Raw genomic sequence first — 13,044 nt, 5'->3', positions numbered from 1 at the left:
TTGTTTAAATTTCAAAGAGGGTATTTTTGTACAAATGTATTTAATCCGATATAAATCAATTTTTGAGCCAATTTTTGATCGTGATGTTTTTTAAGTTCTGCAAACTTCAAGTACCCCACTATCAAGTTAAAAGACTTGATGTTACTTGACATACCATTAATATCAGCCGATGATTGCCTTCTAGAGAAATCAGAGGATAGTAAAACGGGTGTGCAAGAGCTTAAAGCCCAAAGACATGGAGAAAAACCGCGCTAGAGCAATAGATCAGAGACAAGAGTGAGAGCTGCACAGGCTAGAAAAAGATTTGTTGATCCGTTAGAAACCCCGTTCTCTTTTTTTACAATTCATAGATGTTGCGCAACTCCTCTAAAGTGCGCATAAAATCCTCTTTGTTGTCTTTCTCAGGCGCTTTTTTGGGCGGTGATTTTTTGTTTAAGAATCGTAGTTTAGCTACAGGAAAAAATGGAGTTAAAAGAGAAGACTTTTATCTTGTTCTTTTATGGGGTTTAGATATAAAAGAGAGGTACTGGTGGTTAATCTTTAGCCATTTAAAAATCGTTATATTCTAAATACAATTAATGTTTACAATGTGGGATATTGCAAGGAGCAGACGATGAATCAAACAGCGTTGCACAGGGCAGGTACTTTTTTAGGGCTTTTGTTAGTCTTGGCTAGTCTTGCTTGGGGGAGTTGCAGTACACAATATAGTGATTTTGTGATCAAGCAAGCAAAGAGTTTTGCAAAAAAAATTGCTACTAGCGATCCAGACGATATACTATGGGGTCCACAATTTGTGGTGGAGAGAAGCCAAGCGCTTATAGACAAAACCCTTTATTGTGGGGTTGTGGTGCGTGGTTACAGAGCAGGGTATTATAATGATGACGGGCGTATAGCTCAGATAGGTGTGGATTTTGCATGTTTTGGATTTGCCAAAGATTCTAAATGGTATCCGGGTTCTTGTTTAATGTTGCATTCAAATTTTGATTTATCAGAAATCAGTATGGAGTTTAAAAAAAAGAGGTTTATTCTACACTTTCGTGAAGATTATTGGACGGGAGGAAAATCTATTGATTATCTGACCTTTATTTTTGAGCCCTCTAAAAATCGTTATTCTTTAAAAGCACTCAACACCCAAATTAATCAAGACTCTATAGAGTCTGTTTATCGCCAAAAGCCAGATGGCAAGCAAATTTTCATGGATGCAATGAAGCCACATATTGTAAATGATTTGATAGAACTTTGCGCTCAAAGAGGGTCTTGCAAGGAGTAAAAACAATGTTACATAGAATAAATCTTTCTTTAGGACTCTTGTTGCTTTTGGTACATCTTTGTTTAGGAGAGCAAAATAAATCTGAACCAACTGAATTTGAACCCCCACGCGTTGTTAAGTTACTCAGGAATCAATATGAGGACTTTGATACTAAAAAGTTAAAACTTAATCTTAAGAAAAGAAAGCCAGTAGAGGAGACAGGAGAGGGTTTTCCTTTTGATGTCTTTGAGGAGAATAAGGCTCATGTGGGCAAAACCCTTTATCGTGGTTTTGTCTTGCACACCTATAAACCCGGTGTAGAGGAGATAAATGATCATTATCGTGGCAACATAAAAACAAGCAGCATGTGTTTTGGATTCTTAGAGGGTTCTAAATGGCATAAGGGTTTTTGTTTGGATCTTAACCCTGTGGCCACCTTTTCACAAATCAGTTTAAATTTTAAAAAAGATGTGTTTATTTTGCGCATCAATGAATGGGCTATTGAATGCGATTGGGAGCATAGAAGTTTAGATATTTTAATCTTTAAACCAGTTGGAGATCGTTATATCTTGCAAGCATACAGCCGTGTTAATGATACAGCTAATGATATTGATCCTTTTTATCGCCAAAAGCGAGATGGCAAGCAAATTTTCATGGATCAAATTGATAATGATGTATTACAGGGTTTAGAGAATCACTGCTATAAAAAGCATTATTGCCAAACATATGATGAGAAAAATGGGATTAATTAAAATAAGGCTTGCTCTAGGGCTTTTGTTGTTTTGGGCTCATCTTGCTTGGGGAGTAGAGTGCATGGATATTAAAACCGATCTTCAAGAACAAACTCAGGCATTTGTAAAAACACTCATAACCCCACAAAGCCATATAGATCCAAGTTCTGGACTCCAAGCTGCCTATGTGCTAGAGACGCATAAAGCCCATATAGGCCAAAATCTGTATTGTGCTTTGATAGCACGCCTTTATGCAGCAAACATAGAAAAAGTAGAATTTGGAGAGGAAAGGGGTGCGCCCTTTTCTAGGGGGGTTGTTAGTGTACGCGCCATGTGCTTTAGAGTGATTAAACAATCTAAAAAGGGCTTACAAACAGCATTTAAGGGATTTTGTCTAAACCTTGGATCTGAATCTACCCAATCACAAATTAATGTAGAGTTTAAAAAAGATACACTCATTTTATACATGGAGGAAAATTTCCGTGAAGATGATAGTGATTTACAACGACTAGAAACTTTTGTGTTTAAAGAGCTGCATAATCGCTACCTTTTGTTAGACTACAGCATGAAAATAACAGGAGAACACATTGCAAAGTCAGATGTAATGATCAATCCTATTTATCGCCAGAAGCGAGATGGCAAGAGAATTTTTATGGACAAAATCAATAATTCAGTATTAGAGGATTTAAAGGGTGCTTGTGCTGATAAGAAATTTTGTAAATCTAGTGATGATGATTAAATAGTCAAAGCTTGGGTTTTGTTGCTTTTTCTTAAAAGCCGTTATTTAACCTTTTGTGCTAGCATGGAAGGCCAAAACTTTTAAGGAGGATTTAAGCATGACAGAAAATGCACAAAGAAGTCAAAGTCTTAATAATAACCCTAACTTGAGTAAAAAAGATGTACAGGTTGTTGAAAGAATTTTGAGTAAAAACGATCTGAAAGCTTTAGAGATGAAAAAGCGTTACCAAGTTGATGGGCTGTATGTACTTAATTTTATGAGTTCACCCGGGAGTGGTAAAACCACACTTTTAGAAAATTTGGCAGAATTTGAGGATTTTAAATTTTGCGTCATTGAGGGGGATTTACAGACTAATAGAGATGCCAATCGTTTATTAAAAAAGAATGTACAAGCCCAGCAAATCACCACCGGTGAAGCCTGCCATTTAGAAGCAAGCATGCTAGAGGGAGCGTATGATATTTTAAAAGAAAAAGGCGCGCTTAGTTCAAGTGATTATCTGATCATTGAAAATGTCGGCAATTTAGTTTGCCCCTCTAGCTACAATTTAGGCGCAGCCATGAATATTGTTTTACTCTCCACACCTGAGGGTGATGATAAAGTCCTTAAATACCCCACTATGTTTTTATGCGCCGATGCGGTGGTGGTGAGTAAGGCTGATTTAATGGAGGTTTTTGATTTTAGACTCTCTCAAGTCCAAGAGGACATGGCCAAACTCAAACCCAATACCCCTATTTTCACACTCAGTAGTAAAGATAAAAGTAGTTTAGAGGTCTTTAAAGACTTTCTAGCAGAGCAACGCGCTAAAAATTACCAATCTGCCCATGTGTTCTAATGTGTTTGGCTATTCCTTCTAAAGTTATTGCCCTTAAAGACAATATAGCTATCTTAGAGACTATGGGCGTGCAAAGAGAAGCTAGTTTAGATCTCATGGAAGAAGAAGTGCAGGTGGGGGATTTTGTGCTTTTACATATTGGTTTTGTGGTGAGTAAAATTGATACTGCCGATGCGCTTGAATCGCTAAAGCTTTATGCGCAAATGGTAGCCAATATGGGCGATGATGCCTAATTTTATCGATGCCTTTAGAGATAAAGATAGCATTCTAGCTCTAATCGCTCAGATCAAAACACAGGCTAAAAAACTTAACACGCCACTTAAAATCATGGAGGTATGCGGGGGGCATACCCATACTTTAATGCGCTATGGGCTTTTATCCTTGCTTAAAGAGACAAATTTAGAATTTGTACACGGCCCTGGGTGTCCGGTATGTGTGATGCCAAAATTACGCATCGATCAAGCCATCGCTCTAGCAAATATGCCCCAAACTATTTTAATCACCCTAGCAGATATGATGCGTGTACCAGGTAGCCAAGCAAGTTTATCACAAGTTAGAGCACAAGGGAAAGATGTGCGTTTTGTTTACTCTCCCTTGCAGGTTTTAGAAATTGCTAAACAAAATCCACAAAAAAATATCGTGTATGTGGCTATTGGGTTTGAAACCACGACTCCTATGAGTGCTAGTTTACTCTTGCAGGCCAAAAAGCAAGGCTTAAAAAATCTCTTTGTGCATAATAACCATGTTCTTGTACCTCCCAGTGTGGCAGCTGTGTTAGAAAATACTTCTATTGATGCTTTAATTGCTCCCTCCCATGTAAGTGTGATCACAGGGGCTAAAATTTATCAACCCTTATTAGAGCGCTTTAATATCCCTATTGTGGTGGCTGGATTTGAACCGGTGGATATGCTAGAGGGTATTTTGTGGATAGTTAGGCAAGTACTTAATAAACAAGTCAAACTAGAAATCCAGTATAGCCGTGTGGTGGATATGCAGGGTAATTTAAAAGCACAGCGCTTAATCCAAGAGACTATGCAAGTGCGCTCTAGTTTTGAGTGGCGCGGGCTAGGTCAAATTGCCTTTTCAGCGATGCAAATTAATTCTAATTATGCGAGCCTTGATGCAGAACTTGTTTTTAAAGAGGTATTGCCCATTACTTCTAATCAAGATCATAAACATTGCTTATGTGGGCAGATTTTAAAGGGCCAAGCCAAACCCATAGATTGTAAACTTTTTAATAAAACTTGCACCCCGGATCACCCAGTAGGTGCGTGTATGGTGAGCTCTGAGGGGGCTTGCGCGGCTTATTTTAGATACCTCAGTTAAGCACCCTTTTTACCCACAAGTTTTTGATACTTAGGATTTTTAGGATCCATCGTTACGATACTAAAACTCAAATTATTAATTTCTGTATGGGACTTGATGTAGTCATTGATTTCTTGCAAAGTCAAATGTTTGATGCGATCTAGCATGATTTTTTCATAATCTAGAGGCAAACCTAGATAGAAATCATGAAACTTATTAGTGAGCCGTTTTCCAATCGTTTCATTTGCTAGAGGTTCAGAACCAAGTAAAAATTTCTTAGCCCCGTCTAACTCCTCCTGCGTGATCCCTTTTTCGACAAACTCTTTAATCACCTTTCTAACAAGGGCGATACTCTTTTCTTGGTGTTCTAATTTAGTTTGTAAATACCCTGTAGTGCAGTTAATGATGCGAGAGAGTTGGATACGCATATAAGCGCTGTATGCTAACCCCTCTTTAACACGGATTGTATCCATTAAGCGCGATCCAAACCCACTAGAACCTAGCACAAAACCCATAACCCTAGCCAAAGGCAATTCTTGGGCTAAATTTTTCATGACAAAAGGAGAGCCGAAGTAAATATAAGCCTGTTGGCTATCTTTATAAACTACTTTGGTTTGTGGCTCTTGAGCGGCGCTAAAATAAGGAGTGAAGAAAGGTTTATTAGAAGGCAAAATTTCTAAAATAGGTTTTAAAGATTCTAAAGTCTTATTCACATCTAAATCGCCACCCATGACAATAATAAGTCGCTCAATATCTAAATCATCTTCTAAGCGTTTTTTAACATCTTCTAAAGAGATGGATTTAATGCTTTTTGGCGTACCAATGGCTGGATTAGCTAGAGGCGTGTTGGCAAAAAGAATTTTATTTAACCCTAACTGGGCTACATAGTCAAAATTACTCTCTCTATTAAGAGCAGCGGCTACCATGCGTTGTTGTACCTTTTCTAAAGCACCGGGGGTAAGATTTGGCGAGAGCAATAAATCATGCAAATAAGTAATGGCCTTATCCTGATACTCTTTTAAAAAACCTAGATCAATGTGCAAAGACTCTAGGCGGATGTCCGCGCTTAAAGTGATAGCAAGTTGTTCAAGTTTTTCAGCAAAGGCCACACTGCCTAATTCTTTTGTACCCTCATTTAACAAATTAGCGCTAAGTTTAGAGAGTCCAAATTTATCTTTATCCATGATATTACCCCCGCCCATGAACATTAATCTAATTGTCCCCATGGGTAATAAATGGTTATCCTCATAGATAACTGGAATTTTAATCCCCTTCACTTCAAAATAAGTAAGCCCCTTACCAACTTGATCTCTTTTGATCACCTGTGCTTGTGTTTGATTGGTTTTTTGCTGCATGCTTTTTTCCTTCCATATTCCAATTACCACGAGAATCACTACCAATAAGGCTAATAAAACAATATAGCGCCATCTGATTTTTTTAAGCATGGTAGTACTTTAAAATTTCATAAGCGGTATTGCGTTTAGCTGCCTTACTCCCAATATCTCCGATGAGATCTACCATTTGCTTTTCATTCAGGCAAAAACTTGTGCCCGCTGCTTTGACTACATTTTCCTCCATCATCACACTCCCTAAATCATTAGCACCAAAAAGAAGGGCTAATTGCCCGATAAAAGCCCCTTGAGTAACCCATGAACTTTGGATATTTTTCACATTATCTAAAAACAAACGGCTACAGGCTAAAAGCCGCAAATAGCGATTAGAACTAGCCTTTTTAATGTGGGGCATTTCTTTTTGTAAAGGCGTAAAATCTGGCTGGAAACTCCATAAAATAAAGGCCCTAAAACCCCCCGTTTCATCTTGTAAATTGCGCACTCTTTCTAAATGCTCTGCAATATCTTCATCTGTATCAACTGTGCCAAACATCATCGTCGCCGTGCTTTTAATCCCTAATTTATGCGCCTCTTTGTGTACTTCAATCCAGCGATTAGCGCTTAACTTTTTAGGCGCAATCACCGCTCTAACCCGATCGCTTAACACCTCAGCCCCAGCCCCCGGAATAGAGCTAAGCCCGGCCTCTTTTAAACGCCTGAGTACTTCTTGCAAAGAAAGTTTAGAGACCTTAGCGATGTAATCAATCTCTATAGCTGAAAAACCATGAATAGTGATCGTGGGAAATTTTTGCGCGATATGAGAGACTAGATTTTCATAATAGTCTATTTTTAATTTAGGGTGTACTCCCCCTTGAAATAAAATCTGTGTACCTCCAATGGCTAAAAGCTCCTCAATTTTTTGATCAATGGTGGCAAAATCTAGGATATAAGCCTCTGAGTCTTTAAGTTCTCTTTTAAATGCGCAAAATTTACAATCTACAAAGCAAATATTAGTGTAATTGATATTGCGATCTACAATAAAAGTTGTGGTGTTTTCTGGGTGTAATTCTTGCTTTTTGGCTAAGGCCATTTTCCCTAATTCTTTTAGAGGCTTATTTGCTAGAAAATCTAGTAGTTCTGTACGGCTTAATCGTTGCATATATTCTCCTAAAAACGCGTTCCCATAGAAAATTCAAAGCGCTGAGTCAAATCGCCTAGATTGGGGTTAAACCACAAACCTTTCTTATCGCTAAATTCATTAAAGAAGGCGATAGGAAAGATCAGCACCAGTGGACCCATGGGTGAAATCCATTCAACTTGAATTCCTGTAGAAGCCCGCCAAGTGGCATGTTCAAATCCAGCACCTACAACTCCATAATCTTTAAACTGCACATCCGTAGAGGGCTGGTTTTGCCAAAAGCCCCCCGTGCGGTTAGCGGTTTTAAAAGTCAAAAAGCCCCAGTCAAAAAACCAAGCTAAACGCATCTTAGCCGACTTGAGCAATCCATAACTTAACTCTACAGAGCCGGTATAAAGCCCATCACCCCCCACCCACATGCCATATGCGGTTTTGGGTGTAATAGAACTATTTCTAAAGCCTCTAATAGTGGTTACGCCCCCTAAATAAAAGACCGAGTTAAGGGGCAAATAATCCTCTTTATTATAGCGGAAAATATAACCCCCCTGTGTTTTAAAGCGGGCAATCAAGTCAATTAATAAGTATTTTTGTAAATGTTTGTAAGCGGCAAATTTACCATAAATTTTAGTGTTGCGCACATTCCCGCCTAAACCATTCCAAGAATTGAGTGGCTCACTTGAAGGCAGACCGGCCATACTCGTGTAGTTAGAAAAAGTAAAGCCATTTTTAGGGAAATAATAATCATCGGTATTATCAAAGTTAGTACTTAATGTAAAAGAGCTTGTAGTAGGCGTACTGTAATCACGATCCCAGAGCCCGCGTAAAGGCTGTCCATTAACCCCAATAATTGGCTGGCCATCTGGGTATGTGATAATAGTTTTATCGCTGCTATAAAACATTTCATACAAGGGGCTACTAAAGCCTAAAATTTTATTTAAACTAAAGTTATAACCCACATTCATGCTAAAGGTGTTTGTGAGCATGCGCCCCACACTTAAACTAAATCCCCCACCTTGTTGGATGTAGTTATAGCTGATGAGGTATTCGGCAAAAAGACTAATAGAGGAGCTATAACGGCTATCAAAAACCCGTGGATTTCTTAAGGTTAAATTCCCAGAGAACATGCGCCCACTCCCGCGAATCCCATAATGCCTATACCCCCCACCAGTAGAAATATTGGCATATAAACTCATGCTTTGACCCGTACCAAAGAGATTTCTCTCACTCACACTCCCATTAAGCATTAACCCCCCATAACTCCCATACCCTAAACCAAATTGGAGTTGTCCAGTGCGCCCTTCTTCTACATTAACTAACAGATCCATTAACTGGCTATTGATACGCCGCTCCTCAATCTTGACTTTAGAGAAGTAACCCAAACGGCGTAGAGAGTTTTCAGAACTAGCCACCTTAGAAAGGCTATAACGCTCTTTGGGGTTTAACCACACCTCACGGCGAATCACCCGGTCGCTCGTGCGTTGGTTACCTGAGATGATAATATCATTGATATAGACCATATCCCCCGTTTCAATATGATAAATGATTTTAACAGTGCCATGTTTTTCATCTTTATCTAGATCGGGTTTAACCACCGCAAAGGCATAACCTTGATCGGCTACTTCGCGTTTAAGAGTCTGGGCATCAGCGCGCATATGTTCAATGTTAAAAATCCCATTTTTACGGACTTTAACAGACTTTAATAGCTTAGCAATGGGTACAACAGGTTTATTAATTTGAATCTCAACCCCAGAAACGCGGTATTGGATGCCTTCTTTAACTTTATAGTAGAGTTTGGCTCTATGGGTACTAAAGTTGGTGTTTAAAAAGGGAGCGGAGACATTGACATCTAAAAAGCCATTGCGCAAATACACATCTTGAATACGCATAGAATCATATTCCAGATCATTTAAGTGTAATTTACCCGCATTTAACCCCCACATCCAACCCATAAAGTCGCGCTGTTTGTTGGCGCTTAAAGATTCGACCACACGGGATTTAAGTTGTTTACGCCCCTCATAAGAAGATTTAGTGATGTAAATATTACTCCCACGATTGACATCAAAGATAATGCGATACGCCCCCCCGCCGGCTAGGCTCTCTGTGCGCACCTCTACCACACTTCCATAGTAACCTTGTTGTTCTAGAGCCGTTCTTAGAATATATTTAGCATTTTCTAGTTTTGTTTCATCGTAGGTATCGCCCTTTTTAATCCCCATTTGGGTATAAAGAGTGTCTTTTTCCTTTTCCGTACCATAACCCTTAATTTCAATCCCAGCGATGCGTGGCTTTTCTTTAAAATGGAAAACCAAATGCCCTTTATTAAAGGTGGCATAAACATCTTCAAAATAGCCCTGATTATACAAAGCCAAAACAGCATCATCAACTTTTTTCAAATCTAAAGGGTCATTTTCTTTAAGTTTAACAATTTCACTGGCCAGCATGTCAGACATATAGGAGAGATCTCTATATTCTATACTGTCAATTCTCTCCTCTGCATCCAATGGTAAAAAAAACTGGCCAATACAAACCAAAATAACCGTGAAAAACTTTTTGATGCGAACCCTTAAGTATTATTTTTGCTTGTAGTGAGCGCATTATACCAAAAAATAACCTTGAGTAAACAAAAATAAAAAAATATTCACCATGTTTGGATAGGATTGTACAAGCTGTCCCTCTCAACGGGTTTAAAGCGCGCATCTTGGATTTGATAAATCAGATCTTCTTTGTTGATCCCTCTTTTGCTTTTAGCCCCTCCAGCTGATTGAATCATCTCCACCTCAATTGTCCCGTCTAAATCATCAGCCCCAAATTCTTGGGCTACAAGGGCTAAATTAAGCCCCAAAGTTGCCCAATAAGCTTTAATGTGTGGGATATTAAATAAAACAATGCGCGCAATGGCAATAGTCTTTAAAATCTCCACCGCGCTAGGACTTCTTTCTACCTTTAAAAAATTATTATCCCGCTGATAAAGCAATGGGATAAAGGCGTTAAACCCTCCCTCTTTTGCTTTGACTTTTGCTAGATCGCTTTGTGCCATTTTAAGCCGGTGCATGTGATCTAGGCGGTGTAATTGATTTTCCACATGCCCAAAAAGCATGGTTGCATTGCTCATTTTGCCCAAAGAATGCCAATAACGATGAATCTCAATCCAACGCTTAGAACTCACCTTACCACTACAAATATGTTTTCTAATTCTCTCATCAAAAATTTCTGCCCCACCCCCGGGCATAGAATCCACCCCCGCCTCTGCCATGTTTTCTAAAACTTCCTCATAGGGCTTATTAAACTTAGTGCTTAAAAAATGCACCTCAGCTGCCGTCATCGCTTTTAAATGTAGCCCTGCAAAGTGGGCTTTGATTTTTCTAAACAGATCAAAATACCACTCATAGCTATAATGCGGGTTATGCGCACTCACGACATGTACCTCTTTAATGCCCCGCTTATAAGATTGTTTAATTTGCTCTAAAATCTGCTCATGGCTCATCTCGTAAGGATTAGGATTTTTACGGCTAGCTGAAAAGGCACAAAACTTACAGCTATCTTGGCAAATATTACTAGGGTTGATGTGGCGGTTGGTGTTGAAATAAACTTGATCTTGGTGTAGTTGTGTACGGATTGCATGGGCTACTTCTGCTAGAGAATACAGATCATAATCATAGAGTTTAACAAGTTGTGCAGGGCTTAAATCTGCCTGATTAAAAGCAAGTTGTAATAAATCCATTGTTTTCCTTGTGTTTTAATTACCCTCCGGTTTTATAAAAAGCGCGTTCTGAAACTTGGTTTTGTAGCCCTAGTTGCCATAGGTTTTTCTCAGGCTTGTTATACACAGATTGTTTGAGTACTTGGCGCATTTGCTCCGGGTTAGCCTGCATGATCGCCTCTTTAGCCTGAACACTATCTTGGTAGTACAAACAAGGAAAAATCGTCCCATCAGCACTCAAGCGGACTTTATTACAGTGTTTGCAAAAATTATCATTGTGCGGGGCGATGATTCCAAAACAATAACCATCTTCTAACGCATAAATCTTAGAAGGGCTTAGCCCCTCTTCTTTGAGTGTAATAGAGGGGTATTTTGTCGCGATAGCTTGTAAAATTTGGGTTTCACTCAAACCTTTAAGCTGGTGATTGGCATGGGTGTTTTCCATAAACTCAATATAGCGGATTTGGGCGTTTTTGGATCTAGCAAATTCTAAAAGCTCTATAATTTCATCATCATTAATCCCCTGCAAAACAACCATGTTAAACTTCAAGCCTAAACCCACTCTCAAGGCCGCATTAATGCCTTCTAAAACAGCCTTTAAGCCATCTTTTTGAGAGATTTTAGCCACCCTTTCAGCTTTAAGCGAATCTAAAGAGACATTCACCCGCTCTAAGCCGGCCTCTTTTAAGTCGCGTGCTTGTGCTTTGAGTAAAAACCCATTTGTAGTAAGCCCTAAGGAGACTTGTGGGTTGTAAGCATGGATTTTTGCAATAAAAGAAGCTAAATCTTTGCGGATCAAAGGTTCGCCACCGGTGATGCGGATTTTTCTAATGCCCTCATCAATGGCCACTTTGAGAAACTCTAACATCTTATCTAGTGGCAATAATTCCTCTCGATCAAAAAAATCCATAGGCGTGGTGGGCATGCAGTATTGGCATCTAAAATTACATTGTTTAGTAACAGAGACACGCAGATAATCTATTTGGCGTCCAAAGGTGTCCACTAACATAAAAGCACCTCCAGTTTTTGAGGTAAAATAGCAAAACCACTCCCAATTTGTCCTGAAACCAGTTAGGAGGGTGCAAGTTTCAATCTAGCATGTTAGGCTAAAAACATGGAAAATACTTTACCTTTGGTGATTTTATAAAAACTCTAAGAAAAACCAACCGCACGCTAGATTTCTTTGTAGATTGGGACAAATGTATAGCGCACGGGGATAACTTTAGTAACCATAACACAGACTTAAGCGGTTTAAGGCTGTTATAAAATACAGCGCAATATGACGGTTAAAAGGATTAAGCTTAGGGCGCAAAATTTCTACATGATCGCTGGCACTAAAATTTTTGGCTTGATAAAAGCAAGTGCCTAGCACGGCGCTATCAATGGTTAAACACCTTTTAAACAAGGATTAAACACCCCTTAAATTTAAGTTTATTGATCTATTACCCGCGTATAACTCTCTAATTTTTCCTCCCATAGCTCTTTAACTTTTTCTATCCGTTGCTTTTCTAAGGCTTTAATAAAGTGTTTTATTAAGTCAAAAGCAATTTCTCCGGTGGGAAAACAGGGCAAAAAAATCATTTCTAAAGAAACTTTAGTCCAACCGGATTTGTTGTTCCAGTTGTATTTTTTTAAGACCTTATTTAAACACACCACTAAAAATAAATAATGTTCTTGCTTGAGTTCCTGACCTTTAAACTTGAGAGCATAACAATCTTGCAAAAGCGCAAATTCTCCGTGTTGGTAAAAAGCAGGCGCATCACCATTAGCCGCTACAGAAATCATATTTTTAAGCACCTGTGCGCTTTCTTTTGGCATGTAACACGCTACGCCATTGTTTTGGCTAGTACAAGTAATGGCCGGAATATACCCCTCTATATGTTCTGTAGGCAATAAACGCTTTTTAAGCTCAGTTTTAACCGGTTTAAAGACTTCAAACAACTCCCCTACCCTAAACTCCCTCCACTCTAAGCGCTTAGAAGTAAGATTATTCCCCCCCCCCCCCCCCCCCCCCCCCAC

13 protein-coding genes and 1 pseudogene are annotated in these 13,044 nt (G+C 39.0%); 7 read left to right on the top strand and 7 right to left on the bottom strand.

What is annotated here, in order from left to right; all coding sequences use genetic code 11:
- Window positions 1-613: 613 nt before the first annotated feature.
- The 6 genes from G6Q06_RS05490 to hypD all read left to right on the top strand — a co-directional run bounded on the left by G6Q06_RS05490 (window position 614) and on the right by hypD (window position 4,877).
- Complete coding sequence (locus G6Q06_RS05490) at window positions 614-1,270, top strand: hypothetical protein (RefSeq protein WP_163565961.1); 657 nt, start codon at window positions 614-616, stop codon at window positions 1,268-1,270.
- Between the two features lie 5 nt (window positions 1,271-1,275).
- A complete protein-coding gene (locus tag G6Q06_RS05485; protein WP_163565960.1) occupies window positions 1,276-2,001 on the top strand; it encodes a hypothetical protein in 726 nt (241 codons plus the stop codon).
- A gap of 25 nt (window positions 2,002-2,026) precedes the next feature.
- Window positions 2,027-2,719 carry a hypothetical protein gene (locus G6Q06_RS05480; RefSeq protein ID WP_163565959.1) on the top strand — a complete coding sequence of 231 codons (693 nt, stop codon included), beginning with the start codon at window positions 2,027-2,029 and terminating at the stop codon, window positions 2,717-2,719.
- Window positions 2,720-2,816: 97 nt separating this feature from the next.
- Complete coding sequence (hypB, locus tag G6Q06_RS05475) at window positions 2,817-3,551, top strand: hydrogenase nickel incorporation protein HypB (protein ID WP_163533929.1); 735 nt, start codon at window positions 2,817-2,819, stop codon at window positions 3,549-3,551.
- The gene (locus G6Q06_RS05470) at window positions 3,551-3,784 is read left to right on the top strand and encodes a HypC/HybG/HupF family hydrogenase formation chaperone (protein WP_163565958.1); all 234 of its coding nucleotides are present in this window, start codon (window positions 3,551-3,553) and stop codon (window positions 3,782-3,784) included. Before hypB ends, G6Q06_RS05470 begins: the two co-directional genes overlap by 1 nt.
- Entirely contained in the window at window positions 3,777-4,877 is a 1,101-nt protein-coding gene (gene hypD, locus G6Q06_RS05465) for a hydrogenase formation protein HypD (protein WP_163565957.1), read from the top strand. The genes G6Q06_RS05470 and hypD overlap by 8 nt, the downstream gene beginning before the upstream one ends.
- Here the strand turns inward: hypD and G6Q06_RS05460 are convergent.
- The 5 genes and pseudogenes from G6Q06_RS05460 to moaA all read right to left on the bottom strand — a co-directional run bounded on the left by G6Q06_RS05460 (window position 4,874) and on the right by moaA (window position 12,034).
- Complete coding sequence (locus tag G6Q06_RS05460; protein ID WP_275896955.1) at window positions 4,874-6,211, bottom strand: M16 family metallopeptidase; 1,338 nt, start codon at window positions 6,209-6,211, stop codon at window positions 4,874-4,876. The two genes, hypD and G6Q06_RS05460, sit on opposite strands and share 4 nt — an antisense overlap.
- An 82-nt stretch (window positions 6,212-6,293) precedes the next feature.
- Window positions 6,294-7,383 (bottom strand): annotated as a pseudogene (locus G6Q06_RS05455) (dehypoxanthine futalosine cyclase).
- Entirely contained in the window at window positions 7,355-9,826 is a 2,472-nt protein-coding gene (bamA, locus tag G6Q06_RS05450) for an outer membrane protein assembly factor BamA (protein ID WP_163565956.1), read from the bottom strand. Before bamA ends, G6Q06_RS05455 begins: the two are co-directional and overlap by 29 nt.
- Before the next feature lie 137 nt (window positions 9,827-9,963).
- Window positions 9,964-11,046, bottom strand: coding sequence for an aminofutalosine synthase MqnE (gene mqnE / locus G6Q06_RS05445; RefSeq protein WP_163565955.1), 1,083 nt, complete (start codon window positions 11,044-11,046; stop codon window positions 9,964-9,966).
- Between the two features lie 19 nt (window positions 11,047-11,065).
- On the bottom strand, window positions 11,066-12,034 hold the full coding sequence (moaA, locus tag G6Q06_RS05440; protein ID WP_205435912.1) for a GTP 3',8-cyclase MoaA: 969 nt from the start codon (window positions 12,032-12,034) through the stop codon (window positions 11,066-11,068).
- 134 nt (window positions 12,035-12,168) lie between these two features.
- Between moaA and G6Q06_RS08850 the strand changes: the two genes are divergently transcribed.
- Window positions 12,169-12,291 carry a type II restriction endonuclease gene (locus tag G6Q06_RS08850; RefSeq protein WP_240328768.1) on the top strand — a complete coding sequence of 41 codons (123 nt, stop codon included), beginning with the start codon at window positions 12,169-12,171 and terminating at the stop codon, window positions 12,289-12,291.
- Here G6Q06_RS08850 and G6Q06_RS05430 read toward each other — a convergent pair.
- A complete protein-coding gene (locus tag G6Q06_RS05430) occupies window positions 12,248-12,430 on the bottom strand; it encodes a hypothetical protein (RefSeq protein WP_163533829.1) in 183 nt (60 codons plus the stop codon). The genes G6Q06_RS08850 and G6Q06_RS05430 overlap by 44 nt on opposite strands.
- Window positions 12,431-12,456: 26 nt before the next feature.
- Window positions 12,457-13,044 (bottom strand): restriction endonuclease subunit S (locus tag G6Q06_RS05425; protein ID WP_205435911.1); only part of this gene is annotated, 588 nt, incomplete at its 5' end.

Origin of the sequence: Helicobacter suis (genome assembly GCF_902196135.1) — a bacterium.
GTDB classification, from domain to species: Bacteria; Campylobacterota; Campylobacteria; order Campylobacterales; family Helicobacteraceae; genus Helicobacter; species Helicobacter suis_A.
The sequence above is the reverse complement of the archived record's forward strand: the minus strand, read 5'-3'. Positions and strand labels throughout refer to the sequence as shown.

Bases quoted from the DNA above. Each gene is read 5' to 3' on its own strand.
- hypD (WP_163565957.1), top strand. From the start codon at position 3,777: ATGCCTAATTTTATCGATGCCTTTAGAGATAAAGATAGCATTCTAGCT.
- G6Q06_RS05460 (WP_275896955.1), bottom strand. From the start codon at position 6,211: ATGCAGCAAAAAACCAATCAAACACAAGCACAGGTGATCAAAAGAGAT.
- hypB (WP_163533929.1), top strand. From the start codon at position 2,817: ATGACAGAAAATGCACAAAGAAGTCAAAGTCTTAATAATAACCCTAAC.
- G6Q06_RS05485 (WP_163565960.1), top strand. From the start codon at position 1,276: ATGTTACATAGAATAAATCTTTCTTTAGGACTCTTGTTGCTTTTGGTA.
- moaA (WP_205435912.1), bottom strand. From the start codon at position 12,034: ATGTTAGTGGACACCTTTGGACGCCAAATAGATTATCTGCGTGTCTCT.
- G6Q06_RS05490 (WP_163565961.1), top strand. From the start codon at position 614: ATGAATCAAACAGCGTTGCACAGGGCAGGTACTTTTTTAGGGCTTTTG.
- mqnE (WP_163565955.1), bottom strand. From the start codon at position 11,046: ATGGATTTATTACAACTTGCTTTTAATCAGGCAGATTTAAGCCCTGCA.
- G6Q06_RS05470 (WP_163565958.1), top strand. From the start codon at position 3,551: ATGTGTTTGGCTATTCCTTCTAAAGTTATTGCCCTTAAAGACAATATA.